General features: G+C 64.4%; 17 protein-coding genes and 1 pseudogene. 10 read left to right on the top strand and 8 right to left on the bottom strand.

Features of this window, described 5'->3' with window-relative positions:
* Positions 1 to 201: 201 nt before the first annotated feature.
* Together gltB and BJD12_RS12700 are read left to right on the top strand one after the other, a co-directional pair.
* Positions 202 to 4674, top strand: a complete 4473-nt coding sequence (gene gltB / locus BJD12_RS12705) for a glutamate synthase large subunit (protein ID WP_005991641.1) — start codon at positions 202 to 204, stop codon at positions 4672 to 4674.
* A gap of 126 nt (positions 4675 to 4800) precedes the next feature.
* A complete protein-coding gene (locus tag BJD12_RS12700) occupies positions 4801 to 6282 on the top strand; it encodes an FAD-dependent oxidoreductase (RefSeq protein WP_005991643.1) in 1482 nt (493 codons plus the stop codon).
* 211 nt (positions 6283 to 6493) lie between these two features.
* On the opposite strand, the gene BJD12_RS24270 is transcribed toward BJD12_RS12700, so the two are convergent.
* Both BJD12_RS24270 and BJD12_RS12695 read right to left on the bottom strand, forming a co-directional pair.
* Positions 6494 to 6634 carry a hypothetical protein gene (locus BJD12_RS24270; RefSeq protein ID WP_155616309.1) on the bottom strand — a complete coding sequence of 47 codons (141 nt, stop codon included), beginning with the start codon at positions 6632 to 6634 and terminating at the stop codon, positions 6494 to 6496.
* 801 nt (positions 6635 to 7435) lie between these two features.
* A complete protein-coding gene (locus BJD12_RS12695) occupies positions 7436 to 8494 on the bottom strand; it encodes an NAD(P)-dependent alcohol dehydrogenase (RefSeq protein ID WP_005991645.1) in 1059 nt (352 codons plus the stop codon).
* A gap of 308 nt (positions 8495 to 8802) precedes the next feature.
* On the opposite strand from BJD12_RS12695, the gene BJD12_RS12690 reads away from it, so the two are divergent.
* The 4 genes from BJD12_RS12690 (at position 8803) to BJD12_RS12675 (ending at position 13718) form a co-directional block, all read left to right on the top strand.
* Positions 8803 to 9879, top strand: coding sequence for a glycoside hydrolase family 5 protein (locus BJD12_RS12690; protein ID WP_042827923.1), 1077 nt, complete (start codon positions 8803 to 8805; stop codon positions 9877 to 9879).
* Positions 9880 to 10383: 504 nt separating this feature from the next.
* On the top strand, positions 10384 to 11433 hold the full coding sequence (locus BJD12_RS12685; RefSeq protein WP_042827924.1) for a glycoside hydrolase family 5 protein: 1050 nt from the start codon (positions 10384 to 10386) through the stop codon (positions 11431 to 11433).
* A gap of 496 nt (positions 11434 to 11929) precedes the next feature.
* The gene (locus BJD12_RS12680; RefSeq protein ID WP_042827925.1) at positions 11930 to 13042 is read left to right on the top strand and encodes a glycoside hydrolase family 5 protein; all 1113 of its coding nucleotides are present in this window, start codon (positions 11930 to 11932) and stop codon (positions 13040 to 13042) included.
* A 232-nt stretch (positions 13043 to 13274) separates the two neighbouring features.
* Entirely contained in the window at positions 13275 to 13718 is a 444-nt protein-coding gene (locus BJD12_RS12675) for a PepSY domain-containing protein (RefSeq protein WP_042827926.1), read from the top strand.
* 252 nt (positions 13719 to 13970) lie between these two features.
* Here BJD12_RS12675 and BJD12_RS12670 read toward each other — a convergent pair whose 3' ends face one another.
* Together BJD12_RS12670 and BJD12_RS12665 are read right to left on the bottom strand one after the other, a co-directional pair.
* A complete protein-coding gene (locus BJD12_RS12670) occupies positions 13971 to 15800 on the bottom strand; it encodes a M28 family metallopeptidase (RefSeq protein WP_005991655.1) in 1830 nt (609 codons plus the stop codon).
* Positions 15801 to 15855: 55 nt separating this feature from the next.
* Positions 15856 to 16512, bottom strand: a complete 657-nt coding sequence (locus BJD12_RS12665) for a DUF4097 family beta strand repeat-containing protein (RefSeq protein WP_005991658.1) — start codon at positions 16510 to 16512, stop codon at positions 15856 to 15858.
* A gap of 97 nt (positions 16513 to 16609) precedes the next feature.
* Here BJD12_RS12665 and BJD12_RS12660 point away from each other — a divergent pair, with 97 nt between their 5' ends.
* Positions 16610 to 17908 carry a murein hydrolase activator EnvC family protein gene (locus BJD12_RS12660; protein ID WP_042827928.1) on the top strand — a complete coding sequence of 433 codons (1299 nt, stop codon included), beginning with the start codon at positions 16610 to 16612 and terminating at the stop codon, positions 17906 to 17908.
* A 506-nt stretch (positions 17909 to 18414) separates the two neighbouring features.
* Positions 18415 to 19974 carry a S41 family peptidase gene (locus tag BJD12_RS12650; RefSeq protein ID WP_005991665.1) on the top strand — a complete coding sequence of 520 codons (1560 nt, stop codon included), beginning with the start codon at positions 18415 to 18417 and terminating at the stop codon, positions 19972 to 19974.
* A 602-nt stretch (positions 19975 to 20576) separates the two neighbouring features.
* Here BJD12_RS12650 and BJD12_RS12645 read toward each other — a convergent pair.
* The 3 genes from BJD12_RS12645 to BJD12_RS12635 all read right to left on the bottom strand — a co-directional run bounded on the left by BJD12_RS12645 (position 20577) and on the right by BJD12_RS12635 (position 22657).
* Positions 20577 to 21563: a D-2-hydroxyacid dehydrogenase family protein gene (locus tag BJD12_RS12645; RefSeq protein ID WP_005991667.1), complete on the bottom strand. Its 987-nt coding sequence runs from the start codon at positions 21561 to 21563 to the stop codon at positions 20577 to 20579.
* Positions 21563 to 21880 carry a DUF1820 family protein gene (locus BJD12_RS12640; RefSeq protein WP_005991669.1) on the bottom strand — a complete coding sequence of 106 codons (318 nt, stop codon included), beginning with the start codon at positions 21878 to 21880 and terminating at the stop codon, positions 21563 to 21565. Before BJD12_RS12640 ends, BJD12_RS12645 begins: the two co-directional genes overlap by 1 nt.
* 84 nt (positions 21881 to 21964) lie before the next feature.
* Entirely contained in the window at positions 21965 to 22657 is a 693-nt protein-coding gene (locus tag BJD12_RS12635) for a rhomboid family intramembrane serine protease (protein ID WP_039424850.1), read from the bottom strand.
* Positions 22658 to 22874: 217 nt separating this feature from the next.
* Between BJD12_RS12635 and BJD12_RS12630 the strand changes: the two genes are divergently transcribed.
* Together BJD12_RS12630 and BJD12_RS12620 are read left to right on the top strand one after the other, a co-directional pair.
* Entirely contained in the window at positions 22875 to 24215 is a 1341-nt protein-coding gene (locus BJD12_RS12630) for an outer membrane protein transport protein (protein WP_039424852.1), read from the top strand.
* 573 nt (positions 24216 to 24788) lie between these two features.
* The gene (locus BJD12_RS12620; protein ID WP_042827935.1) at positions 24789 to 25490 is read left to right on the top strand and encodes a 2OG-Fe(II) oxygenase; all 702 of its coding nucleotides are present in this window, start codon (positions 24789 to 24791) and stop codon (positions 25488 to 25490) included.
* 263 nt (positions 25491 to 25753) lie between these two features.
* On the opposite strand, the pseudogene BJD12_RS12615 reads toward BJD12_RS12620, so the two are convergent.
* Positions 25754 to 26847 (bottom strand): annotated as a pseudogene (locus BJD12_RS12615) (PA0069 family radical SAM protein).
* Between the last annotated feature and the right edge of the window lie 87 nt (positions 26848 to 26934).

The raw sequence follows: 26934 nt of genomic DNA, 5'->3' as shown, positions 1-26934 counted from the left end.
CTTCGCTGGCGCCTGTCGCGCGACAGGCGCCAAGCCAGCTGGCACAAGGGATTTGGGCGGGTCTCGTTGCAGCTGTAACGGTGTATTGCGGCACCGCATCAACTGTGGTCTAGTCGATCATCCGGTGACCTCTTCGAAACGCTCCACGGACCGAGCGGTGCAACGTCGTCGCCGCTCTCCCAAGATCGCAAAGAGGCAGACATGGCCCCCCGCACTCGCCAAGGGCTCAACGACCACGGTCTCTACAACAGCGCGCGCGACGAACGCGACGCCTGTGGTTTTGGCATGGTCGCCCAGCTGGACGACCAGCCTTCCCGTTCGCTGGTAGACACCGCGATTGCGGCGCTCTCGCGCATGACCCACCGCGGCGGCGTGGCCGCCGACGGGCTCACCGGCGATGGCTGCGGGTTGCTGATCCGCAAACCCGATGCGTTTCTGCGCGGTCTGGCGCGCGATGCGGGCATCACGTTGGGCACGCGCTATGCGGCCGGTGTGGTGTTCCTGCCGCTGGATGAAGCGGAGGCAGCACGCTGCCGTGCCGAACTGGAACGCCAGCTGCTCAGCGCCGGCGTACAGTTCCGTGGCTGGCGCGTGGTGCCCACCGACGACAGCGTGTGCGGCCAGCTGGCACGCGACACCCTGCCGCGCATCGAACAGGTATTCGTCGATGCTGGCGCAGAACAGACCGAAGACGGCTTCACCCTGGCACTGTTCCTGGCGCGCCGCCGCGCCGAGCAGGCGCTGCATGAGGTGGATGACTTCTATGTCACCACCCTGTCGCCCAATGGCATCAGCTACAAGGGCATGGTGCTGCCGGACAAGCTGAGCACGTTCTACCCGGACCTGCAGCGTAGCGATCTGTCCTCCAGCGCGATCGTGTTCCACCAGCGGTTTTCAACCAACACGCTGCCGCGCTGGCCGCTGGCGCATCCGTTCCGGCTGCTCGCCCATAATGGCGAAATCAACACCATCGAAGGCAACCGTCGCTGGGCGCAGGCGCGCAGCAAGGTGTGGCAGACCCCGCGCTTCGATATCGCCGAGTTTGACCCGGTGATCTCCATGCATGGCTCCGACTCGCAGAGCCTTGACAACATGCTCGAGCTGCTGATCGCCGGTGGCATGGATCTGCTGCAGGCGCTGCGCATCCTGGTGCCACCGGCGACCCAGTCGTTGGAGTTCAAGGACGCCGACCTGGCCGCGTTCTACGAGTTCTACGGGTTGAATACCGAGCCGTGGGACGGCCCGGCCGGCATCGTGGCCTGCGACAGCCGCTATGCGGCGTGCATGCTCGACCGCAACGGCCTGCGCCCGGCGCGCTGGATGCTGACCTCCGACCGCCATTTCCTGGTGGCCTCCGAGGCTGGCGTGTGGGAACTGCCGGCCGAGCGCATCACCCGCAAGGGCAAGCTGGGCCCGGGCGAGATGATGGCCATCGACCTCAAGCGCGGCGACCTGCTGGACTCGGACGCCATCGACCGCATCAACCGCGCGCGCGCGCCCTACAAGCAATGGCTGCAGCAGGGCGTAACCTATCTGCAGACCGAACTGATCGACCCCTCGCTGGTGGAAGAACCCTTCAGTGAGCAGACCTTGCGCAGCTACCACAAGCTGTTCCAGCTCAGCACCGAGGAAGTGGAGCAGATCCTGCGCCCGCTGGCCGAGACCGAGCAGGAAGCCACCGGCTCGATGGGCGACGATACCCCGATGGCGGTGCTCAGCCGCCAGACCCGGCCGCTGTACGACTACTTCCGCCAGGCGTTCGCGCAGGTCACCAACCCGCCGATCGACCCGCTGCGTGAAGGCATCGCGATGTCGCTCACCACCCAGCTCGGCAAGGAGACCAACATCTTCCATGCCGGTGCGGAGACGGTGAACCACGTCATCCTCAACTCGCCGGTGCTCAGCCAGCGCAAGCTGCGCCAGCTGCTCAAAATGGAGCAGTACGTCGAGCGCAACCGCCTGATCGACCTGTCCTACAGCGTGGAGGAAGGCCTCAAGGCCGGCCTGGAACGCATCTGCCAGGAAGTGGAAGCGGCCGCGCGCGCCGGTGCGGTGATGCTGCTGCTGTCGGACCGTTACCCGGTACCGGACCGGCCGATGGCGCATGCGCTGCTGGCCACCGGCGCGGTGCATCACCACCTGTGCAGGGTGGGCCTGCGCTGCGACGTCAACCTGATCATCGAAACCGGCACCGCACGCGATGCGCACCACATGGCCTGCCTGCTCGGCTTCGGCGCCACCGCGGTGTATCCGTACCTGGCCTACCAGACCCTGTTCGACCTGGGCCGGCGCGGCATCTTGCAGCTGAGCAAGGGCGGCGAGCAGTCGCAGATCGGCCGCCGCTACCGCAAGGGCATCTACAAGGGCCTGTCCAAGATCATTTCCAAGATGGGCATCTGCACCATCGCCAGCTACCGCGGCGCGCAATTGTTCGAAATCGTCGGGCTGGACCCGGACGTGGTGGAACTGTGCTTTGCCGAGACGCCCGCGCGCATTGGCGGCGTGGGCCTGGCGCGGCTGGACACCGAGGCGCGCGAGCTCACCGCACGCGCCTGGAACGACCAGCTCAAGCCGGAAGTGGGCGGCCTGCTAAAGTACGTGCACGGCGGCGAGTACCACATGTACAACCCGGACGTGGTCATGACGCTGCAGCGCGCCACCCGCACCGGCGATGCGGGCGACTGGCAGAAGTACGTGGATGCGGTGCATTCGCGCCCGGCTTCCACGCTGCGCGATCTGGTCCAGCTCAAGCGTGCCGACACCCCCACCCCGCTGGACGAGGTGGCCCCGGCATCGGATGTGCTGCGCCGCTTCGACAGCGCCGCGATCAGCCTGGGCGCGTTGTCGCCCGAAGCGCACGAGGCGCTGGCCATCGCGATGAACCGCCTAGGCGGGCGCAGCAATTCCGGCGAAGGCGGCGAAGACCCGGCCCGCTACGGCACCGAGAAGCGCTCCAAGATCAAGCAGGTGGCCTCCGGCCGCTTCGGCGTGACCCCGGAATACCTGGTCAATGCCGAAGTGCTGCAGATCAAGGTCGCCCAGGGCGCCAAGCCCGGCGAAGGCGGCCAGCTGCCCGGCCACAAGGTCAACGAACTGATCGCCCGGCTGCGCTACGCCAAGCCCGGCATCGGCCTGATCAGCCCGCCGCCGCATCACGACATCTACTCGATCGAAGACCTGGCCCAGCTGATCTACGACCTCAAGCAGGTCAACCCCACCGCGCTGGTGTCGGTGAAGCTGGTGGCGCATGCCGGTGTCGGCACGATCGCCGCCGGCGTGGTCAAGGCTGGCGCCGACCTGATCACCGTGTCCGGCCATGACGGCGGCACCGGGGCCAGCCCGGTCAGCTCGATCCGCTATGCCGGCGTGCCGTGGGAACTGGGCGTGGCCGAGTCGCACCAGGCGCTGGTGGCCAACGACCTGCGCGACCGCACCATCCTGCAGACCGACGGCGGCCTGAAGACCGGCCTGGACGTGGTCAAGGCCGCGCTGCTCGGCGCCGACAGCTTCGGCTTCGGCACCGCGCCGATGATCGTGCTGGGCTGCAAGTACCTGCGCATCTGTCACCTCAACAACTGCGCCACCGGCGTGGCCACCCAGGACGAGCGCCTGCGTGCCGGCTACTTCACCGGCCTGCCGGAACGGGTGGAGCATTTCTTCCGCCTGCTGGCCGAAGAAGTGCGGCAGTGGCTGTCCTACCTGGGCGTGCGCTCGCTGGACGAGATCGTCGGCCGCACCGACCTGCTGGAACAGCTGGAGGTCTCGCCGCGTCCGGGCGTCAAGGTCGACCTCTCGCGCCTGCTCACGCACGCGCAGTACGACGGCAGCCACTGCGCCGCCCGGCGTCTGTACGAATCGCCGGACAGCCTGGCGACCCAGATGGATGGCTTGCTGGCCGATGCCATCGCCCACAAGACCGGCGGCGACCATCGCTTCCTGATCCACAACACCGACCGCTCGATCGGCGCACGCCTGTCCGGTGCCATCGCACGCGTGCACGGCAACCATGGCATGAGCGATGCGCCGTTGAACCTGCGCTTCCGCGGCACCGCCGGGCAGAGCTTCGGCGCGTTCAATGCCGGCGGCCTGCAGCTGGAGCTGGAAGGCGAGGCCAACGATTACGTCGGCAAGGGCATGGCCGGCGGCCGGCTGGTGGTGCGTCCGCCGCGTGGCGCGCGTTTCGAAGCGCGCAGCACGCCCATCGTGGGCAACACCTGCCTGTACGGCGCCACCGGCGGCGAGCTGTTCGCAGCCGGGCGCGCAGGCGAGCGCTTTGCGGTGCGCAACTCCGGCGCACTGGCGGTGGTGGAAGGCGCAGGCGACCACTGCTGCGAATACATGACCGACGGCGTGGTGCTGGTGCTGGGCAAGGTGGGCCTGAACTTCGGCGCCGGCTTCACCGGTGGCCTGGCCTACGTGCTGGATATCGAGCGCGACTTCGTGGACCGCTACAACCACGAGCTGATCGATATCCACCGCGTCTCCGCCGAGGGCTTCGAGAACCATCGCCAGCACCTGCACACCCTGATCAGCCGCCACCGCGAACTCACGGGCAGCATCTGGGCGCAACAGATCCTGGACGAGTTCCGCGACTACATCGGCAAGTTCTGGCTGGTCAAACCCAAGGCCGCCAGCATCGAGTCGCTCACTGAGTCGCTGCGGCGCGCCGCCTGAATTGTGTCCCCTCTCCCGCCCTCGGGAGAGGGGTCGGGGTGAGGGCAGTGGCCCGCGACCCTCATCCGCCCCTTCGGGGCACCTTCTCCCGTACACGGGAGAAGGGAATCAGCCACGGATTTTCTTATGAGCCGCAAACAAGCCTTCCAATTCCTCGACCTGCCGCGGACCATGCCCACGCGCATTCCCGTGGAATTGCGTACGTCCGGCGACTGGGGCGAGCTGTACGGCAAGTTCGACAAGGCCGATGCGCAGTACCAGTCCGGCCGTTGCCTGGACTGCGGCAATCCGTACTGCAGCTGGAAATGCCCGGTGCACAACGCCATCCCGCAGTGGCTGCAGCTGGTGCAGGAAAACCGCATCGAAGAAGCCGCCGCGCTGTGCCATTCCACCAACCCGCTGCCGGAAGTGTGCGGGCGCGTCTGTCCGCAGGACCGCCTGTGCGAAGGCAGCTGCACGCTGGAGGAGTTCGGCGCAGTCACCATCGGCGCGGTGGAAAAGTACATCGTCGACACCGCCTTCAAGATGGGCTGGCGCCCGGACCTGGGCAATGTGCAGCCCAGCGGCCACCGCGTGGCGGTGATCGGCGCCGGCCCGGCCGGGTTGTCGTGCGCGGACCGGTTGGCGCGCGCCGGCATCCAAGCGGTGGTCTACGACCGCTATGAGCAGATCGGCGGGCTGCTGCAGTTCGGCATCCCCAGCTTCAAGCTGGACAAGTCGGTGATCGGCAAGCGCCGCGAGATCCTCGAAGGCATGGGCGTGCAGTTCCGCCTGGGCGTGGAGATCGGCCGCGACGTCAGCATCGAGCAGTTGCTGGGTGAATACGACGCGGTGTTCCTGGGCACCGGCGCCTATCGCTATACCGACGGCGGCCTGCCCGGGCAGGACCTCAAGAACGTGCTGCCAGCCCTGCCCTTCCTGGTGCAGAACAGCCGCATCGTCAGCGGCAACGACCCGCACGGCCGGCCGATCGCCGGTTGGGAAGACCAGATGGCGCTGCCCGACCTCAACGGCAAGCGCGTGGTGGTGCTGGGCGGCGGCGACACCGGCATGGACTGCGTGCGCAGCGCGATTCGCCTGGGCGCGGCCAAGGTTACCTGCGCCTACCGCCGCGACGAAGCCAGCATGCCCGGCTCGGGACGCGAGGTCGCCAACGCGCGCGAAGAAGGTGTGCGCTTCCTGTTCAACCGCCAGCCGCTATCGATCGAATCCGGCGCCGACGACGAAGCCATCGGCGTCACCGTGGTGGAAACCAGACTCGGCGAACCCGACGCCAGCGGCCGCCGTAACGCGGTGCCGGTGAAAGGCAGCGAATCGCTGCTGGAAGCAGACGTGGTGATCATCGCCTTCGGCTTCTCGCCGACGGTGCCGGAGTGGCTGTCATCGCAAGGCGTGGAAGCCGGCAGCAACGGCCGCATCGTCGCCCCGGCAGACGACCATGGCCGCCTGCCCTACCAGACCAGCAACCCACGCCTGTTCGCCGGCGGCGACTGCGTGCGCGGTGCCGACCTGGTGGTCACTGCCGTGGCCGAAGGACGCGATGCGGCGGGAAGCATCGTGCAGTTGCTCGGGGTGAAAGCGCAGGTCAAGGAGCCGGCTGCGGCGTAGGGCGTGAGCGTATGCAGCTCCGTGACATAAAGAGTTCCGCCACAACTCTGGATAAGGCATCAAAGCGCGTCGCATGGTGTTGCGCGCTTCTTACTGCCGCATTTACTGCTACGGCTTTTGAGTGGTCCTTCGCTGCAAGGACAGACCAGTGGTTGGTAATGCTCATTCTATTTGGGGTCACCGTCTTGCTTGGAGCAGCCCCGTACGCCATTTACTCTTTTTTCGTACCGGTATCAAAAGCAGGCCCGGTACTGAAGCTGTTTGTGTTGTGCACTCTCGTTGCACTTTCAATCGCGCCAAACGCGTGGTGGTTGGCAAAAAACGTCCGCACCGATGGCTGGAACTTTTTCATAGTTCCAGTCCTTCAGATTTTATATCTCCTCGTGATAGTTCCTTTCATTATTATGCTCACCCATGCTATTGGGCGAAAATTAGGTCGGAGACGCTGCACCTGGTAATTCACCCTGAACTGATGCAGGTTATTGGCAAGATTAACTGCGTACTTGTTGAGTGGGTTGAAACGAATCGTTGTACATTCAAACTGACCATCAGACAGCACAGCAGTCTCAAATCTCAACTACTGATCCGGAAGCGGATTGCATGATTGAATCCAAACCCCAATGGAAATCTCGTCGCTAGCTTACATTTTTTCCTGCGCCGCATTTCCGATGATTTGGGTCACTTATCGATTCTTCTGGTGCAGATATGCCAAGCCCAAGGTTCGCTCTCGTCTTGTGCTCGCCAGCTTGTTGTCACTTTGCATGGGTATAACCCCAGCACTGATGGTTTGGCAGGCATTGATGGTTGGTACGGTGCCATGTAGACGTTGTGCCGCCGGCTTTTTTTGCCGCTTCTCATGAACCGTTTTTGTATTGGCTGACGGTCCTACTTCTCTATGCGGCAGCAATCACGTTCTCGGCCGGCTTTGTTTTCTCTATTGCTTCGATCATGCGCTGGTCACGGCATCAACATTGACACGAACATTGACACGGCGTTTGAGCATCAAATCCGCTAACACGGCGCAATGCATAATCCGCGCTTCCTGATCCGTCATTTGCGTCGTCTCCTTTCTCGCCAATGACACGTCGCTGCGAGACACCGCTTGCGTTCGACGACGCAAGCGGTGGCATCCTTCATTCACCCGGATAGGCGATCAGGCCGCCTTATCCAGCGTGGCCATATCGATCACGAAGCGGTACTTCACGTCGCTCTTGAGCATGCGCTCGTAGGCGGTGTTGATTTCGTCGGCGCGGATGGTTTCGATATCCGAGACGATGTTGTGCTTGGCGCAGAAATCCAGCATTTCCTGGGTCTGGCGGATGCCGCCGATCAGCGAGCCGGCCAGGGTGCGGCGCTTCATCACCAGATTGAACACCGAAGGCGACGGGTGCGACTCCTCGGGCACGCCCACCAACACCATCGCGCCGTCGCGCTTGAGCGCATTGAGGAACGGGTCCAGGTTGTGCGGGGCGGCCACGGTGTTGAGGATGAAATCCAGGGTGTTGTACTGCGCCGCCATCTGCGCCTCGTCCTTGGAGATCACCACCTCGCTGGCGCCCAGACGCATGGCGTCGGCGCGCTTGCTTTCGGAGGTGGTGAACAACACCACGGTGGCGCCCATCGCCTTGGCGATCTTCACTGCCATGTGGCCCAGGCCGCCGAGGCCGACCACGCCCACCTTCTGGCCCGGGCCCACCTTCCAGTGCGCCAGCGGCGAATAGGTGGTGATGCCGGCGCACAGCAGCGGCGCCACCGCAGCCAGGTTGTCGGTATGCGAGATGCGCAGCACGTACTTCTGGTCGACCACGATATGGTCGGAGTACCCGCCATAGGTGTTCTCGCCGCCACCGAACATCGGACCGTTATAGGTGCCGGTGAAGCCCTGCTCGCAGTACTGCTCTTCGCCTTCCTGGCAGGAGGCGCAGCTACGGCAGCTGTCGACCATGCAGCCGACGCCGGCCAGGTCGCCGACCTTGAAGCCGGTGACGGCATCACCGACGGCGGTTACGCGGCCGACAATCTCGTGGCCCGGCACAGACGGGTATAGCGTGTTGTGCCATTCGTTGCGCGCGGTGTGCAGGTCGGAGTGGCAGACACCGCAATAAGCGATGTCGATCTGCACATCGTTGGGGCCGGGCTCGCGACGTTCGAACACGAACGGGGCAAGCGGCTGGTCGGCGGCTTGGGCGGCAAAGGCGTGGGCTTGGCTCATGGGAGACTCCGGGGGCATTGGATCGTGCGCACCCTGTGCGAACGACGGGAAAAACAGGCCTGCTAGCTTAAGACAGCGACGCGTCGCGCTCGTGCGACAGTGCGTCTTACCTGTCCTCTTGCGAACGCTACTGTTGGCACAGCATGCGCCTTGCAGGTGTTTTTGCGCGATCAAATCGGTGTGGGACGCGTGAATGGCGCGCTAACGCGCAAGCTTCTAGTCTCGCCGGGTCACCTGTCGCCCTGCACCATCCCATCTGGCCGTGCCCTCTCCCCGCGGCCGCCACGTCGATGCCGAAGGAGGCTTCCATGTTCCGCGCTCTCCCCCTACTGCCCCGTCTCCATAGCGCCGCACTCGCACTGACCTTGCTCGCCGCGATGCCGTTGGCGCACGCCAAAGAGCCAGACGGTCCGAAAAAAGAGTCCACCGGCCTGAAATACGTCGGCGTCAATCTGTCCGGCGCCGAGTTCAACTCGCGCAAAAAGCCCGGCACCTTGTTCAAGGACTACACCTACCCGGCAGCCTCGGATTTCAGCTATTTCGCTGGCAAGGGCATGAATACGATCCGCCTGCCATTTTTGTGGGAGCGCCTGCAACCCCAACTCAACGGCGAGCTGGATGCCGCGCAGCTCGGGCTGATCAAGAAATCGCTCGACGCGGCCAAGGCGAACAAGCAGTTCCTGATCCTGGATCTGCACAACTACGCCAAGTACAACGGCAAGCGTCTTGGCACGGACGAGGTATCCGCCGCCGCACTGGCCGACCTGTGGCGCCGGCTGGCGCTGGAATTCAAGGACGACAGGTCGGTGATTTTCGGGCTGATGAATGAGCCCAACGGTATCTCCGCAACCGACTGGGCCACGGCGGCGCAGAGCGCAATCAACGCGATCCGCAAGACTGGGGCGCGCAATCTGATCCTGGTGCCGGGCACGGCGTACACCGGCGCGCACAGCTGGCGCAGCAGCAGCTACGGCGTCTCCAATGCCAAGGCGCTGGCCATCCTCAAGGACCCCGGCAACAACCTGGCCTTCGAAGCGCATCAGTATCTGGACAACGACTACAGCGGCACCAAGCCCCAGTGCACCAGCGACAGTGTGGGCGAAGAAAAGCTGCGCGGCTTTACCGACTGGCTGCGCGAGAACAAGCAGAAGGGCTTCCTGGGCGAATTCGGCACCGCCAACAACCCGGTGTGCGACAAGGCGCTGGAAGGCATGCTGACCTACATGGAAAAGAACAGCGACGTGTGGCTGGGCTGGACCTGGTGGGCCGCAGGCGCCTGGTGGAAACCGGATTATTTCTTCACCGTGCAGCCGGGCAAGGATGGCAGCGACAAGCCGCAGATCAGGATTCTGAGCAAGTACGCACGCCGCGCCAGCAAACATTGATGGCAGCGGTCTAAGCGACAAGAGGCGGGCGATGCTGTGTGGGTCGCCCGCTTTTTTTACGTCGCGTGCTGGGTGATGGGTGATGGGTGATGGGTGCTGCGTGCTGCGTGCTGCGTGCTGCGTGCGCAAAGTATCTTCACCGCGCTGCATACCACGCACGTACGTTGCTAGACGATGCAAGCACCTCTACATACGCGCGCTGCATCGTCCGTGTATGCGCACTCCATCACTGGCGCAGCCTCTGTCATCGCTTCAACGCCGATGCATTGAAGCGACCAATACCAGTGCGAAGTTACCGCAGTGCAACTGTTTCAAGGCCTTCGCACAACAACGCAATACATCGACGAAGACGGTTTGCAACTGCGAAACACCGCACAGCTTGATGCAGTGATACCTCGCATCCGTAGTTGCACGCGGCAGATGCGCATAGGCTGACGGCCGATGCGTTGTGCTCGCGCGACGCGATGCAGCGCATCTCCCCCCGTAGATGCCTCAGGAGTCCCCATGTCCCCCTCCCCCACCTGGCTGCGCCAGCGGCTGTGCTGTGCGTTGGCCGTGCTGTTGCTGGCCGCGCTTCCACGCGCGCATGCGCAAAGCGGTGCGCTGCGTTATGCAGGCATCAATCTCTCTGGCGCCGAAATCGCTTCGGCAAAACGTCCCGGCGTCGTCAATGTCGATTATCGCTATCCAGCTCCCGGCGAATACCAGCACTTCGCCGACGCCGGCATGAATGTGGTGCGCCTGCCTGTGTTGTGGGAGCGACTGCAACCCAAAGCCCAAGGGGCACTCGATCCCGCACAGCTGGCGCTGATCCGGCAGGCGGTGGCCAACGCCAAGGCAGCGCACATGGTGTTGATCGTGGATATCCACAATTACGCCAAATATTACGGTCAGAAGATCGGCACTCAGCGTGTACCGATCAGCACCTTCACCGACCTGTGGAAGCGGTTGGCCGTGGCCTTCAAGAACGATAACGCGGTGATCTTCGGGCTGATGAACGAGCCCTACGACATCGCGCCGCAGAACTGGGCCGCCGCCGCACAGGCAGCGATCGACGGCATCCGCGCCACCGGCGCCAACAACCTGATCCTGGTGCCGGGCGCGCTGTGGTCCGGAGCGCACAGTTGGTATTCCACCATCGCCGGGCAATCCAATGCAGTGGCGCTGGCCGCCATCCGCGACCCGCTCAACCGGTATGCCATCGAGGTGCACCAGTATCTGGATACCGACTCCAGCGGTACCAGTGGCGCTTGTGTGAGCCCCACCATCGGTGCAGAGCGCTTGCGCAGTTTTACCAGTTGGTTGCGTAGCCAACGCAAACGTGGGTTTTTGGGCGAGTTTGGTGCATCCAGCAATCCGACCTGTCTGCGCGCGCTGGACGGCATGCTCCGGTATCTGGAGGCAAACCGCGATGTCTGGCTGGGTTCCAGCGTCTGGGCCGCCGGCGCCTGGTGGCATGGGGATTACCCTTTCACCCTGCAGCCGGATCGCAACGGACGCGATAGACCGCAGCTGCCCATCCTGAGCGCGCACGCACGTCGCATCGCGCGCTGATTCAAGCTAGCCCGCTTGAAACCAGCAGCAATAGCCTAGTGAGCGACTGGCCGGGTGCCGCCGGCACACAGGACGGGTGTGTAAGGGCGATACACGCCGATTCCGGGCAGCGGCTACACAAAATTAGGCGCATTCCCGGTTTCGTAGCGCATTTTTATGCAAGCGATGTCGCCTTCCGGCGGCATCGCTTTTTACTGACAAGGCTGGTCGCTGCGCACTGCAATGGCGCCACGCAACTGACGCGTCGCAGAATAACGCCGGTATGTCGGCACATACGCTGACGTATCCGGGGAATAGTGCAGTTTATTGATAGCCGGTATGCGCGCATAAACGTGCTCTTCAATATTAAGTGCGGATTAGTTCTCACTTTTTGGCTAAATGCCTGAAATAGCACGCTTTGGCACGCGTGATGCATTGCAACAGGCAGATGCAGCGCACCTCGCGCCGATCGCACGCCATTGGGGCGGCGATGCATCTAGCCGCCAGGAGTTGCTTCATGTCACGTCCTTCCTTTTCACTACACCGCCTTGCCGTGTGCGCCCTGTGTTTCATGGTGTTGGCCGGATTGTCGTCCGCACACGCGCAGACACGTGCGCTGACATATGCCGGCGTCAATTTGTCCGGCGCCGAATTCGCATCCGCGAAAAAGCCCGGTGTGCTCAACAAAGACTATATGTATGCGTCGGCCAGCGATTACACCTATTTCGCCGGCGTGGGAATGAATACGATCCGCCTGCCCATTTTGTGGGAACGTCTGCAGCCCAGCGCGCGCGGCGAGCTGGATCCGGCGCAACTGGCGCTGGTGCAACAGGCAGTGGCGCGTGCCAAGGCGTCGGGCATGTATCTGGTGATCGACATCCATAACTACGCGAAATACTACGGTTACAAGATTGGCGGACCGGAGGTCCCGGTGGCCACCTTTAGCGATCTGTGGCGTCGTCTTGCCCTGGCATTCAATGGGGATAACGCCGTGATCTTCGGGCTGATGAACGAGCCCAACAATATCTCGTCCAGCGAATGGGCCGGTGCCGCGCAGGCGGCGATCGATGCGATTCGCAGGACCGGTGCCAACAATCTGATCCTGGTACCGGGGGCCTTGTGGACCGGTGCACACAGCTGGTATTCGCCCACTAGTGATGGCTACTCCAACGCCACTGCGCTGACGTCCATCAACGACCCGCTCAACCGCTACGCGTTCGAGGTGCATCAATATCTGGACGCCGATTCCAGCGGCACCAGCAGCGTCTGCGTCAGTCCCACCATCGGCGCGGAACGCTTGCGCAATTTCACCGAGTGGCTGCGTACCAATCGCAAACGGGGCTTTCTGGCCGAATTCGGTACCGCCAATAACCAGGTTTGCAACGACGCACTGCAAGGCATGCTTGGTTATATGGAAAATAATGCGGACGTGTGGCTGGGTTGGACATGGTGGGCGGCAGGTTCGTGGTGGAATCTGTCTTATGCCTACAACGTGCATCCGAACAAGGACGGCACCGACAAACCGCAGATGACCATCCTCTCGCCGCAGGCTGCACGCGCAACCCGTGCACCAACGACCGCTGCGACACGTGCCCCGGTACCCGCATCTGCAGCGCGCACCAAGCGCTGAATGCGAGAAGCCGCCGCAAGGCGGCTTTTTTATTGGCTGCGTGGTCGATAGTTTCAATATGACGAGGGCATACCGTCACCCCGACAAAATGTAAATCCAGAGTGCAGAAGCGATGAAGACCAAGCGCCGTCTTTCAGTTAACTGAATCCCGCGGACTGAATGGTCGAGGTTTTCACCCGGCCACGATCCCGCAGCGGCCAGCATGGTTTCACTTCACAGCAGGAGCCTACCCATGTCACATCGCATGATGACCACCGCGCTGATTGGCGCGCTGACGTTTGTTTCGCATGGCGCAGTTGCGCAGGAAGCCGGCAAGCCCGCCAAGGCACTCACCTCCAACGAGGTGACCAGTATGTTGACTGCCAAGGGCTACACCAAGGTGCACGACGTCAAGTTCGAGCACGGCGTATGGACCGCCGATGCCCGTAGCGGCGATGGCAAGGATGTGGATGTCCACATCGACCCGGTCACCGGCCGCGTGTATGGCGACCAGACAACGTCGCGGATGAGCGAAGCCGACGTCCGTGCGGCGCTGTCCACCGGCGGCTACGCAGACGTGCACGATCTCAAGTTCAAAGATGGCCTGTGGAAGGCCGATGCAAAGCGCAACGGACAGAAGGTTGAGCTGCACGTGGACCCGGACGATGGGCATGTGGTTAGCGTCGACAACGATTGAGCGCGCTTCAATTGGCGTGCGGCGGGCTGGTTGAGACGCGCAGTGACCCACCGTCGCGATTAATTGATGCGACTTCTGGCGGCGCTAGGGCGTCTAGCAGCCGGCGCTCTAGCGCGATCCACTAAGCAAGAATGACGACAGGGCCTCCGGATCGGAGGCCCTGTCGTGTCGGCAACCCGCCTCAGCTGCCATTGCGTGCACACCGGCGCATGCAGCGCTCCTCATCGCACGACGACGAGCCACTTGCACGTCTCACCGCACAGGTGCGGCGTTCGTTGCATCGGCCTTATTGGCGTTGTCGGGCTTGACCTTGTTCGAATCGGTATTGCCTGCAGCAGCAGGCTGCGCTGCTGCAGCGCTGGCCCCCGGCTTGCCAGCCAGCATGCGGTCGCGTGCGGCCTTGAACGGATTGCCCGGGTACCAATTGGGCCAACGGTCGCCAGTGGCCACTTCCTTGCCGACGCCGTACAAGGCTTGCAAGTCTTCGATGGTGCCGTCGAGCTTCCAGGTGGCTGCGTCGTATTCGTCGCCAGGCGCGTGATAGCGATTGCGCCCGTAATCCTCGGCTGCCGCACGTCCGGCGGCAGTGCCGCCCTCGCGCAGGTCTTCGCCCCCATCGGCATACAGCGCCGGCACGCCGGCCTTGGCGAAGTTGAAGTGGTCCGAGCGAAAGTACGAGCCGCTTTCCGGCGTGGCCTCGGCGTGTAGCGTGCGGCCCTGCATCGCGGCGATCGGCTTGAGGATGTCTTCCAGCTCCGAACTGCCCATGCCGACCACGGTGACATCGCGTGCGCGCCCGGCCACCGACATCGCATCCAGATTGATCACCGCGGCGATCTTGTCCAACGGGAAGCTCGGGTTGGCGACGTAGTACTTGGAGCCGAGCAAGCCGGATTCTTCAAGCGTCACTGCCACAAACACCACCGAACGCGCCGGCTTGGGATCTTGGTGCGCAAAGGCGTCGGCAATTTCCAGGATGCCAGCCACGCCGGTGGCGTTATCCACCGCGCCGTTGTAGATGTTGTCGCCACTCTCGCCCGGATGCTTGCCCAGGTGATCCCAATGCGCCATGTACAGCACCGCCTCGTCGGCGTGGCTGCTGCCGGGGAGCACGCCGACCACGTTGCGCGAGGTCTTTTCGGCAATGCTGCTCTTCAGGTCCACCGACCAACTGGCCTTCAACGGCACCGGCTTGAAGCCGCGCTTGCTGGCGTCCTTGTAGGCCTGCGCCAGGTCCAGCCCGGCGTTGGCAAACAGTTGCTTGGCGGTATCGGCGCTGATCCAGCCCTGCACCGGCAGGCGCGGGTCCGGATCGTCCTTGGCCGGCAGATCGTATTGCGGGCCTGCCCAGGAGTTTTTGACCACGTCCCAGCCATAGCTGGCACCTGGCGTGTCGTGCACGATCAATGCCGCCGCTGCGCCCTTGCGCGCGGCCTCTTCGAATTTGTAGGTCCAACGCCCGTAATAGGTCATGCGCTTGCCGTCGAACAGCTTGGCATCATTGGTATGGAAGCCGGGGTCGTTGACGAGCATCACCACCGTCTTGCCTTTCCAGTCCTGGCCGGCGTAATCGTTCCATTGCTGCTCGGGCGCATCCACGCCGTAGCCGACGAAGACCAGCTCGCTGTTGTCCAGCTTGACCTCGGGCTGGCCGGTGCGCGTGCCCACCACGATGTCGGTGCCGAAGGCGAGGGTGCGGGTCTGCTCGCCGCTGCGCAGGCTGGGCGCGGTGGCCGCATCGGCAGTGGTTTCCACCATCGGTACATCCTGGAACCAGCTGTCTCCGTTCCCCGGCTGCAAGCCGATGCGCTGCATCTGGTCGCGAATATAGGTCACCGTCTTTTCTTCGCCAGGCGTGCCCGGGCCGCGTCCTTCGAACTCGTCCGAGGCCAGCGTCTTGACGAGCTCGGCGAAATCGCCGGTGGTCAGCTCCGGCGAGAATGCGTGCCGGCTGACCGGTGCGCTGGGCGCGGCATCGGCCGGCGTTTGCACGGCCGGTGCGGACGGCGTGTCGGCCGCTTCGCGCTTGCAACCGGCCAGGGCCAGGGTCGCGGCCAGGCACAACAGGATCTTGCGGGGCATCGGAACTCCTCGTGCGACGGAGTTCCGATCTTAGAACGTGCGCGTGGTGAGCGCGTCAGTCCTTGGGCGCCACATCCGAATCGAAGCTGCGGGCGGTGGCACCGGTGACCGCGCCAACCTTGGCGGTGCGATGCACATACAGATCCACCTCGCGCTCGAAGTGGAGCGGCCCATCAACCACAGCCTTGGGACCGATCACCACGCGCGGTTTACGCGAGGGCTTGAAGGAGAAGCTGAAGTTCGGCTTGGTCACCTTGATGCCGCCATGCACGTGCGAACCCACCCCGACGGTGATGTCGCCATTGACCGTCTCGATGTCCTTGCCGAGGTCGGTTTCGATCAGGCCGATGCTGCCGTTGACCGTTTCCACGCCGCCGCTGACCTGGCTGCCGCGCTCGGTGAGGATGCTGCCGTTGACCGTTTCCAGCCCACCGGAGACGATGACTTTCTGGCCCAGCGTAATCGAGCCGTTGACCGTTTCCACACCACCGGTGCGCGCATTTTCCCCGATGCGGATGCCGCCATTGACGGTTTCCACATCTTTGGTCTGCGCACCGGCGCCGATTTCGATGGAGCCATTGACCGTTTCCAGGCCGCCATAGGCCTTGCCGGGCTCGGCGCTGATGCGGCCGTTGACCTTGCTGATGTCCTCGTCGGCCCAGGCGCTTGTGCAGACCAGGGACAATGCCAGGAGAAGATGCTGGGGCTTCATGCTGAACCTCGCGCGGTGGCGGCTGTCTTGGGCGTGGCAGCGATCACACCATGCTTGGCTACAATCGCGCACCTGCCTGAAGTCACTGGAACTTTCGTTGCCCCCTTCGCCCGTACTGCTGCCGCGTCCGCCGCTCGTCTCCGCCACCGGCGTTGGGCGCAGGTGGCTGGCCGCAAGCGTGCTGGCCTGCCTGCTGCTCGGCAGCGCCGGCGCGGGCGCGCAGAACCAGCGCGAGACCGAGCGCAAGCTGCAGCAGCTGCGCGATGAACTCAAGACCATCAGTGCCGACCGGCGCGAGCTGGAAGGCAAGCGCGGCACCGCGGCCCAGCAACTGCGCCAGGCCGACGAAAAAGTCGCCAAGACCGCGCGTGCCCTGAGCGAAACCGAAGCGGCGATGCGCGCGCAGGAACAGCATCTGTCCACGCTGCAGCAGGACCGCGCGCAATTGCAGCGTGGCCTGCAGAATCAGCGCGCGCAGCTGGCCGCTTTGTTGCGCGCCGCCGACCAGGTGGGCCGCAACGCACCGTTGAAGGTGTTGCTGTCGCAGGACACGGTGGGCGATGCCAACCGCATGCTCGCCGATCACCGCTACGTGCAGAACGCGCGCGCGCAGCGCATCCACGCGCTGACCACGCAGCTGGATGCACTGGCAAAAGTGGAACAGGACATCGCCACCCGGCGCCAGGCACTGGATGCCGCACGCGCGCAGCAAAAGGCGCAGGCCGCCACCTTGCAGAAGGACCGTTCGCAGCAGGCGGCCACCGTCGCGCAACTGGACGATCGCTATAAGCAACGTGCCGAACGCGAAAAGGCGTTGGGCCAGGATGCCAAGTCGCTGGAGCAACTGCTCGCCAATCTGCGCGCGGCCGCGGCCAAGGCCGAAGCCGAACGTCGCGCTGCCGCCAAACGTGCTGCCGCCGAAGCCGCCGCGCAGGCCAAACGCGGCAAGACCGATCGCCCCGAGCGTCCCGGCAAGACACCACCCAAGGTCGTCGCCAGCGCACCGGCGCCCAAGGTCGGTGGGCTCAGCTGGCCGGTATCGGGCAATCTGCTGGCGCGCTTCAACGCCACCTTGCCCGATGGCCATACCAGCAAGGGCGTGCTGATCGGCGCGCCCAAGGGCAGCACCGTCACCGCAGTGGCAGACGGCACGGTGGTGTTTTCCGACTGGATGACCGGCTACGGCATGATCCTGATCGTGGACCACGGCAATGGCTACATGAGTCTGTACGCGCACAACGACACGTTGTTGCGCGATGCCGGTGCATCGATCAAGCGCGGCGAGGCGGTGGCCAAGGTCGGCAGTTCCGGCGGGCAGGGCGTGCCGGCGCTGTACTTCGAATTGCGACGCAATGGGCAGCCGGTCGACCCATCGAGCTGGTTGCAGCGGCGCTAACTGCGGTGGGTGGTGCGCTCGTGCGGACGCCGCGCATCGTACGGGGCGGACGTGCTGCAGATGGTTGCCGTCGTCGTTGATCGGCATCGATGCGTTCTGGCCGAGTGCCGGGGTCATCGCATCGGCTGGGCACTGCTCGCCAGCGCGTTGCGGCGGTATTGCGCTGATGTGATGCGTTGTGCCGCTGCGGCATTGCCGGCCAATCCCGCGAGATCTTGCAGTGCCGCGGTGTCCGGAGACAGACCGGCTCGGTGCATGGCGCCGCCCTCGGTCGCTGGCCAGCGGTGCAGCCAGACGCCCATGCGCTGCACGCTGGCCGCAGGCCAATGGCAGCTATCCCGCGGCAACGGAGCGACGCACATCCGTGCGTGTGTGGCCTGCCAGCTGGCCGCCACCGAACTGCCCCTGCGCCCTGCGCGCAATTCAACGCGGATTTACCGCTGCTTCGCGCATAATCCGGTCAGCTCCGTCGTGTGGGGCGTCTTATCTCTTTGTCGGAGTGCTTCATGCGCGTAGCCGTCCTGTCCGTTGCCCTGTCGCTGGCCTTGTTCGCGTCGCCCGGTTGGGCGCAAAAGGCTGGCCCCGCTGCCGCCGCCCAGGCCACTGCGGACGATCCGGAAGCCAATGAAGCCGCCGTCTCCAAGGTCCCCTTGGACGAAATCCGCCGCTTCGTGGCGGTGTACAACGCGGTCAAGCAGGCCTACGTCGACCCGGTGGAAGACAAGAAGCTGATGCACGCGGCAGTGCGCGGCCTGCTCTCGGACCTGGACCCGCACAGCACCTATTTCGACAAGGAAGATGCCGAAGCCTTCGACGAACAGGCCAGCGGCGCCTACGACGGCATCGGCGTGGAGCTGCTGCAGCAGCAGGACAACACGCTCAAGGTGATCGCGCCGATCGACGACACGCCGGCGGCGCGCGCAGGCATTCGCGCAGGCGATGTCATCGTGGCCATCGACGGCAAGCCGATCGATGCCAGCAAGGCGATGGAACCGCTACGCGGCGAATCCGGCAGCAAGGTCACCCTGACCATCGTGCGCGACAAGGCGCCCAAGCCGTTCGATGTGACCCTGCAACGCCAGACCATCCGCGTGGCCAGCGTGCGCAGCAAGATGCTGGAGCCGGGCTACGGCTACATCCGCATCAGCACCTTCCAGGCCGATACCGGTGCCGATTTCCAGAAGAACCTCAAACAGCTGCAGGCCGGCGGAAAACTGCGCGGGTTGGTGCTGGACCTGCGCAGCAACCCGGGCGGCCTGCTGACCTCGGCGGTGCAGGTGGCCGACGACCTGCTCGACAAGGGCAACATCGTCAGCACCCGCGGGCGCATCTCGATCAGCGACGCCAAGTTCGATGCCACCCCGGGCGACCTGCTCGGCGGTGCACCGGTGGTGGTGCTGGTAGACGCCGGCTCGGCCAGCGCCTCGGAAGTGTTGGCCGGCGCGCTGCGCGACAACCAGCGCGCGCGCATCATCGGCAGCCGCACCTTCGGCAAGGGCTCGGTGCAGACCGTGCTGCCGCTGGATAACGGCGATTCGGTCAAGCTCACCACCGCGCGCTATTACACGCCCAGCGGCAAGTCGATCCAGGCCAGCGGCATCGTGCCGGAAGTGCTCCTGACCCCCGAACCGCAGCCGGGCGACGCCGATGTGCCGGCCAGCCTGACCGACTACAGCGAAGCCACCTTGCCCGGCCATTTGCGTGGCGACGACGAGGGCGAAGAAGGCTACAGCGCCGGCGATGTGTTGCCGGGCGACGGCCCGATTGCTGCGGCGCTGTCCGAACTCAAGCAGCCCGGCTCGGCCGCCAAGGCGCAGGCCGCGCTCAAGGCAAAAGCCCAGGCCGCGCAGAAGGCGAGGGCAGCCACCAAGGCGGCCACCGAGCCGAAGCCGGCAGCAGCGCGCCCGGCGGGCACCGACAAGGCCAGGCCGGCGGCGCCAAGCGAGAAAACCAAGCCAGCTACCCCGGCTGACCCGGCCAAGCCATCAGCACCTGCGGACCAGCAGACACCTGCCGAACCGGCGGCACCGACAGACACATCGACGCCAGCCGAACCGACCAAGTAAGGCCCGCGACGAGATGCGCGTGCGATCAGCTGGATGCGGATCGCACGCGCGTTATCCGCAGCGTGTGCGCTAGTGTGTGCAGCGTGTCCCACCAAGCTGTGTATGTATTGCACAGCGCGCAGTGCATGCTGCGGTTATCGTGTTTGACGCAGAGTCGCTTGATGACTGCCGTAATGCGTGCAGTGCAGAACACGCGTTATTCGTTGTCTCCAGGAATATCCGTCACCGTGGACGTCGGTCACCGTGTCAATGAGTGACAACACCCGTCGCTAGCAGAACGCCGTCTTTGTGGGACGCATCATCGCCATTCCGCATGGAATGTCTGTGCACGCTACACGAGATGTTTGGGCGTAAACAGGAGCGCGTTTGCGTCGTCCAATCACTCACTCGGCGTGCATTGACCGCGCAATCATCACGCTTTACAGATCGACCAGTTGCATGGGTTGCCTGCGGCCTGCGGGGCTGTCTCGGACGCCGATTGAAGTCCTCCACCGCTCCAGCGCGTGTGCAAACTCCGTCCATGCCCTTTCTGTACGCATCGCTGTGCCGTTCGCGTGCACGGCTCTTTGCCTCTGCCTGTTCGATTCATCACGCAACACGCGCTAGCGCGTTAGTGCCAGCACTTCTGGATTGACCAGATTGCGCGGCGTGCCGGCAGCAAATGCGAGCACATTGTCGAAGGCGGCTTCGAAATACAGCGCGTAACTGTCGCGCTCCACATACCCCAGATGCGGTGTGGCCAGCAGGCGCGGGTGCTGCAGCAACGGGTCGCGCGGGTCCAGCACCGGCTCGCGTTCGAACACATCCACCGCCGCTTGCCCGGGCCGGCCGGCATCCAGCGCGGCCAGCAAGGCGCCAGGGGCGAGTAGTTCGGCGCGGCTGGTGTTGACCAGCAAAGCATCCAGGCGCATGCGCCCCAGATCCTGCGCGGTTACCTGATGGCGCGTCTGCGCAGTGAGCCGGCGATGCAGCGACAGCACATCGCTGCGCTCGAACAGCTCCTGGCGACTGCCCGCAATCGCGTAGCCATCGCGCGCAGCCTGCGCGCACGAGGCGTCGCCGCCCCACACCAGCACCTGCATGCCGAACGCGCGCCCGAACCCGGCCACGCGTTGACCGATGCGCCCATAACTCCAGATCCCCAGCGTGCGCCCATGCAGCGATCGGCCCAGGCCGGGATCACCGAGCGCCTGCCAGCGGCCCTGATGCAGCGCGCGCTGATACTCGGTCAGGCGGCGGCTGGCCGACAGGATCAGCGCCCAGGTCAACTCGGCCGGCGCCACTGGCGAACCAACACCCTCGGCCACCGCCACCCCGAACTCGGTGCACGCCGCCACATCCACATGCGTGCCGACGCGTCCGGTCTGGCTGATCAACTTGAGCCGCGGCAAGCGCCGCAACAAGGTCGCATCCACGCGGGTACGCTCGCGGATCAGCACCAGCGCATCGGCTTCCACCAGGCGCTCGGCCCATTCGTTGGGATCGGTAGCCAATGCCCCGAGCACCTGCACATCGTGACCCACCAGTCGCTGCAGGCAGGGCAGGTGGCGCACCGCGCCCTGGTAATCGTCGGGCACCAGGATGCGCATCAACGTGGCTTGGTCGGCACCGGGAAGCTCACCACCTTGTCGCCGGTGGTCGCATCGCGGATCACCGACTGGCCTTTCTTTTCGACTTCTTCGATCCGCACGATGCTCTGCATCGGCAGGTGCAAGGTCTTGGTGTTGCCGAACTCTTCGCGCAGGCGTTCTTCGGTGGGGTCCACCACCAGGCCGTCGTGCACGTCGAATACCAACTCGCCAATCTGGTTGAAGCCCCACAGATGGCTGCCGGTCACTTCGCGCGCGTAGAGCTCGTACACCTTGCCGTGATTGAGAAAGGTGACCTTGTACAGTGGCTTGGACATGCGGCGATTATAGGCGCGCCATTAGATGGACGCAGCGCAACGCGTCGGCATGCGCATGCAGCCGCAATGCACGTAGGTGCCGCGCTAGAACCCGTGGCGCTTGCGCAGCCGCCGCGCGATGGCTGCGCGCACATACAACCCGTAGACGATGCCGAACAGAAAGCCGGCGATGTGCGCCGACCACGCCACCATGCCAAACGCCGGGCCGATATAAGCAAACACCACCTGCAGCAGTGCCCAGGCACCGATCAGCAGCGGTGCCGGCACGCGGATGAATTCCAGGAACAGTCCCAGCGGCAGCACCACGCCCAGCTTGGCGCCGGGGAACAAGGCCAGGTAAGTGCCGATCAACGCCGACACCGCGCCCGAGGCGCCGATGATCACCCGGTCCGGCGTGCCGATTGCAAAGATCGCGGCCAGGTTGGAAGCCGCACCGCCGACCAGAAACAGCAGCAGCAGGCGCCACGGTCCCAGGATGCGCTCGGCCGGCAGCCCGAAGATCAGCAAAAACACCAGGTTGCCGAGCAGATGCGACCAATCGGCATGCAAAAACAACGCCGTGAACAACCGCAGCACGCTGCCGTCGCGCAGGGTTGCCCACCAGTCGCCCAGATTGGAGACGCCGCTGGACAGGGCGCCCCAGTCCAGCCACAGCGTATTGCGCGCTTCGCCCGGCCGACTGATCGACCACAGGTAGGCCAGCCAAACCGTGGCGAACAACAGCGGCACCGCCCAACGCCGGGTGGGTTTTTTGCGGGAGGGGAGGGAGACGAACATCGGAGTCGCACAATAGCCGGTCCACGGGCCTGAACCCAGCCCCAACCCAACCGCGCGTTCAGGACGAAAGTCGTTATTGTTCGGTTAATCGGGGTGGGTATACTGCGTACGGCGTCGTATGTCGGGGGGGGGTCTCCGGCGCGCTCCGGGCACTGGATTGGTGCTGGGCGCGGGCGCTGAACCGACCATTGCAGTCTTATCCGGAGAGCTACAACTCATGTCTACCGCTTCCACTTTGAGCCGCGCCACCTTGCTGGCCGTTGGTATCGCTGGCGTTCTGGCCGTTGGCCAGGCACACGGTGCCGCCTTTCAGCTGAAGGAAAACAGCGCCAAGGGCCTCGGCCGCGCATTCGCAGGTTCGGGCAGCGCCCCGGACGATGCCTCGATCATCGCCAACAACCCGGCCGGCATGCGCCAGCTGGACGGTCGCCTGTTCCAGGCTGACGTCAGCGCCATCAGCTTCTCGGCCAAGTTCAACCCCGAGACCGCCACCTACGCCAACGGCGCCCCGGTTTCCGGCGGCAACGGCGGCGACGCCGGCATGATCGCGCCGGTCCCGGCCATGTATTTCCATGTGCCGTTCGGCGAAAACAACAACATGCACCTGGGCACCTCGCTCACTGTGCCGTTCGGCTTCAAGACCGAATACGACCGCAACTGGGCCGGCCGCTACCACGGCACCAAGACCGAGCTGCAGGCGATCGACTTCAATGTCGCGTTCTCCTATGACGTGAACCCGTACGTGTCCTTCGGTGCCTCGGTGTTCGCCGAACGTCTGGATATCGATCTGGCCAACGCGGTCGATTTCGGCAGCATCCTGGCTGCGCGCCGCGCGCCGGGTTTTGCACCGGGCAGCGCCGACGGCTACTCGCGCATCAAGGGCGACAGCACCGAAGTGGGCTTCACCCTGGGTGGCTTGTTCAGCATCGACGAGAACACCCACATCGGCTTCAGCTACCGCTCGGAAGTGGAACACAAGATCACCGACGGCGACGCCGACTTCACCACCCCGCCTAACGCCGCCGCCGTGCTGGCACAGGCCGCACCGGGCACCTTCGTCGATACCAAGGGCCGCGCCACCGTCAAGCTGCCGGCCAGCGCCACCGCCAGCTTCACCCACAACGTGAACGAGCAGTGGTCGATCATGGCCGACGTCACCCGCACCGCCTGGAGCAAGTTCGACCAGGTGACCGTGGACTTCGCCTCCAACCAGCCCGACAGCGTGCTGGACTTCTCCTACCGCGACACCACCTTCGCCTCGATCGGTGCCGACTACCGCATGAGCGACACGCTGACCCTGCGTGGCGGCTTGGCTTACGACCAGACCCCGACCACCGCCGAGCACCGCGACGTGCGCGTGCCCGATGCCAGCCGCAAGTGGGTGTCGCTGGGTCTGAGTTGGCGTCCGTCGCAGCAGGCCGAATACAACTTCGGTTACACCCACCTGTTCACCAGCGACCCGACCAGCGACACCCGCAGTGCCACCGGCGACCGCCTGGCGGGCAGCTATAAGGTCAAGGGCGACGTGCTGGCTGCTTCGATCAACTACAAGTTCTGATCGTCGTACCACGCACTGCACACAGAAAAACCCCGCTTCGGTGGGGTTTTTCTTTGGGTGCCGCGCTGGCATCGTGCGTTGGCACCGTAAGCCGCTGGGCCGATCGGCTGCATCGACAGAGGCCACGCGCGGTGATCTTGTTGCCAAGCGTTGGCGCCAGGTCGCGCTCAGCAATCACGCCGCGACGCCGCCGACCTGGCAAACAGGCGGCGATCAGTGATGGGCGACATTCCGCCGATGCAGCATGGTGATCGAAGGCGCGTGCTCCCCCACGTTGATGCATGAGGCTCGACGCGTTGGAGATCCGTTGGGCATCTTGCTTATCGAACAGCTGTCCTTGGCAAGCTGCGCGCGGTAGCAACACCGTTGCGCGTCGCACTCCATCGAAGGCATCCCTCACTGCAAGCCGATGCGAGCGATCAAGCATTGCGCAGAGGTGAGAGCGTGGAGGACCCAGAAGCCACCGTTGAAACAGCCAGGTCATGCATGCGCATTGACTCCCTGCGCAGTGCTTTACAGCGCCATGCCGAGCGGGCTGTGCAGGCCGCGCTGCAGGTTGCTATGGTCGTGCGCATGAGCCAACCCGACTTTATCCAGATCACCGACAACGCTGTCTCGGCCGCCGATTGCGCGGCGATCGTGCAGCGTATGCGCAACAGCCAGCAGCTGCATCCCGGCCGTATCGGTGGGGGCGTGTTTCCCGAGCTCAAACACAGCCGCGATCTGCGCATCAGCGGTGTTGCAGCGTGGGCCGAGGTGGAAAGCCGCCTGCAACACGCGGTGTTCGACGGCGTGCTGGCTTATTTGCGGCAGTATCCGCAGGCACTCATCTCGCCGTTGATGCTGCAGGTCACCACCGCCGACGGCACCCCGCATCGGCTGGTGGCCGAGGACATCGCGCAGATGAGCGACCAGGCGCTGGGCGATCTGGCGCGCACCTGCCTGCGTCCGGGCGCGATCAACCTGCAGTGGTACACCGCCGATCAGGGCGGCTACCCGTATTGGCATTGCGAGCTGTACCCACGCGATGCCAGCGCCGACACGCTGCATCGGCATCTGCTGTGGACGCTGTATCTCAACGACGAGTTCGAACAGGGTGAGACCGAATTCCTGTTCCAGCAACGCAAGGCGCGCCCGCGGACCGGCAGCCTGCTGATCGCCCCGACCGCCTTCACCCACACCCACCGCGGCAACCGTCCGGTCGGCGGCGACAAGTTCATCGCCACCAGCTGGATCCTGTTCCAATCGGCGCAGGCGCTTTACGGCGGGGAGTAGGGAATCGGGATTGGGGAATCGCAACGGCAACAGCGTCTCTTCGCTGTCGTTGCCTGGTGGTTTCATTTCTATGGCTGGTTGCTGCTGTCAGAACGACAGCCTTGGGTTGACCCGCTTGCTGGCATGAGCGACGACGGCATCACTCATCGCAATCCGTTGGACCGTCCAGTCATTCTAGGCACCGCATGGCGGGGAATCGGACTGATCGATCGACGCGCCACCGCCATTGCGAATCCCCAATCCCGATTCCCCACTTCCCGCAGCTAAAACAACACCCCCTGCGGCGAGTCGGGCATCGGCTTTGCTGGCGGAGCAGGGCGACGGAAAGCGCTGCAGTCCAGCGCAGGGATCGCGCGCGTTTCGAATCCTGCGCGGCGATGCGCGAGCGCAAAGCGGCGTGCCAGCAAGTCGGCATAGACGCCTTGCCCACGCAGGCGAGTGCCGAAGGTGCCGTCGTAGTCCTTGCCACCACGTAGCTGCTGGATGGTGCTCATCACATGCGCGGCGCGCTGCGGGTGATGGGTCTGCAGCCAGTCGCGGAACAAGGGCGCCACTTCATGCGGCAGCCGCAGCAGCACGTAGCCGGCGCTGCGCGCGCCCGCTTCGGCGGCAGCCTGCAGAATCGCTTCCAGCTCATGGTCGTTGATCCACGGGATCACCGGCGCGGCCATCACGCCGACCGGCACGCCGGCGTCGTGCAGCGTTCGCATCGCGCGCAGGCGCGCATGCGGTGCGGACGCACGCGGCTCCAGCTTGGCCGACACCTGCGGGTCCAGCGTGGTTACCGAAAATGCACGTTGACCAGATTCTCGCGCGCCAGCGGTGCCAGCAGATCCAGATCGCGCGTCACCAACGCATTCTTGGTGATCAGCGTGAACGGGTGCCGCGTTTCCCATAGCACCTCGATCAACTGCCGCGTCAGTGCGCGCTTGCGCTCGATCGGCTGATACGCATCGGTATTGATGCCCAGCGCGATCGGGCTGGGCACATAGCTCGGCCGCGCCAACTCGTGCCGCAGCAGTTGCGGCGCATTGGTCTTGGCGAACAGCTTGGTCTCGAAATCCAGACCGGGCGACAGATTGAGATACGCATGCGAGGGCCGCGCAAAGCAGTAACTGCAGCCATGCTCGCAGCCCCGATACGGGTTGACCGATTGCGAGAAACCGATGTCCGGCGACTGGTTGCGGCTGATGATGGTGCGCGCGGTCTCCTCGGTGACCTGCGTGCGCAGCACGCCCGCAGCGAACTCCTCGCTGTCGTCCGCGTACCAGCCATCGTCCACCGCATGCTCGGTGGTGACTTCGAACCGTCCGGGCAGATAACCGGTCGCACCCCGGCCCTTGATTGCGCTTGCCATCGGCGCATCGTACGGCCGGCAGGTCTCATACGGCGCGACCATCCGTTCGACACCATGAAGCTTTCAGGCCGGTGCACAAGCACCACG

The sequence above is a fragment of the Xanthomonas vesicatoria ATCC 35937 genome (assembly GCF_001908725.1).
GTDB lineage: Bacteria > Pseudomonadota > Gammaproteobacteria > Xanthomonadales > Xanthomonadaceae > Xanthomonas > Xanthomonas vesicatoria.
This window is presented reverse-complemented; position numbering and strand designations above follow the sequence as displayed.

Coding starts and splice junctions, on each gene's coding strand:
- BJD12_RS12695 (WP_005991645.1), bottom strand. CDS start 8,494: ATGAGCCAAGCCCACGCCTTTGCCGCCCAAGCCGCCGACCAGCCGCTT.
- BJD12_RS12685 (WP_042827924.1), top strand. CDS start 10,384: ATGTCCCCCTCCCCCACCTGGCTGCGCCAGCGGCTGTGCTGTGCGTTG.
- BJD12_RS12665 (WP_005991658.1), bottom strand. CDS start 16,512: ATGAAGCCCCAGCATCTTCTCCTGGCATTGTCCCTGGTCTGCACAAGC.
- BJD12_RS12635 (WP_039424850.1), bottom strand. CDS start 22,657: ATGTTCGTCTCCCTCCCCTCCCGCAAAAAACCCACCCGGCGTTGGGCG.
- BJD12_RS12680 (WP_042827925.1), top strand. CDS start 11,930: ATGTCACGTCCTTCCTTTTCACTACACCGCCTTGCCGTGTGCGCCCTG.
- BJD12_RS24270 (WP_155616309.1), bottom strand. CDS start 6,634: ATGAAAAAGTTCCAGCCATCGGTGCGGACGTTTTTTGCCAACCACCAC.
- BJD12_RS12650 (WP_005991665.1), top strand. CDS start 18,415: ATGCGCGTAGCCGTCCTGTCCGTTGCCCTGTCGCTGGCCTTGTTCGCG.
- gltB (WP_005991641.1), top strand. CDS start 202: ATGGCCCCCCGCACTCGCCAAGGGCTCAACGACCACGGTCTCTACAAC.
- BJD12_RS12640 (WP_005991669.1), bottom strand. CDS start 21,880: ATGTCCAAGCCACTGTACAAGGTCACCTTTCTCAATCACGGCAAGGTG.
- BJD12_RS12630 (WP_039424852.1), top strand. CDS start 22,875: ATGTCTACCGCTTCCACTTTGAGCCGCGCCACCTTGCTGGCCGTTGGT.
- BJD12_RS12670 (WP_005991655.1), bottom strand. CDS start 15,800: ATGCCCCGCAAGATCCTGTTGTGCCTGGCCGCGACCCTGGCCCTGGCC.
- BJD12_RS12675 (WP_042827926.1), top strand. CDS start 13,275: ATGTCACATCGCATGATGACCACCGCGCTGATTGGCGCGCTGACGTTT.
- BJD12_RS12620 (WP_042827935.1), top strand. CDS start 24,789: ATGAGCCAACCCGACTTTATCCAGATCACCGACAACGCTGTCTCGGCC.
- BJD12_RS12645 (WP_005991667.1), bottom strand. CDS start 21,563: ATGCGCATCCTGGTGCCCGACGATTACCAGGGCGCGGTGCGCCACCTG.
- BJD12_RS12700 (WP_005991643.1), top strand. CDS start 4,801: ATGAGCCGCAAACAAGCCTTCCAATTCCTCGACCTGCCGCGGACCATG.
- BJD12_RS12690 (WP_042827923.1), top strand. CDS start 8,803: ATGTTCCGCGCTCTCCCCCTACTGCCCCGTCTCCATAGCGCCGCACTC.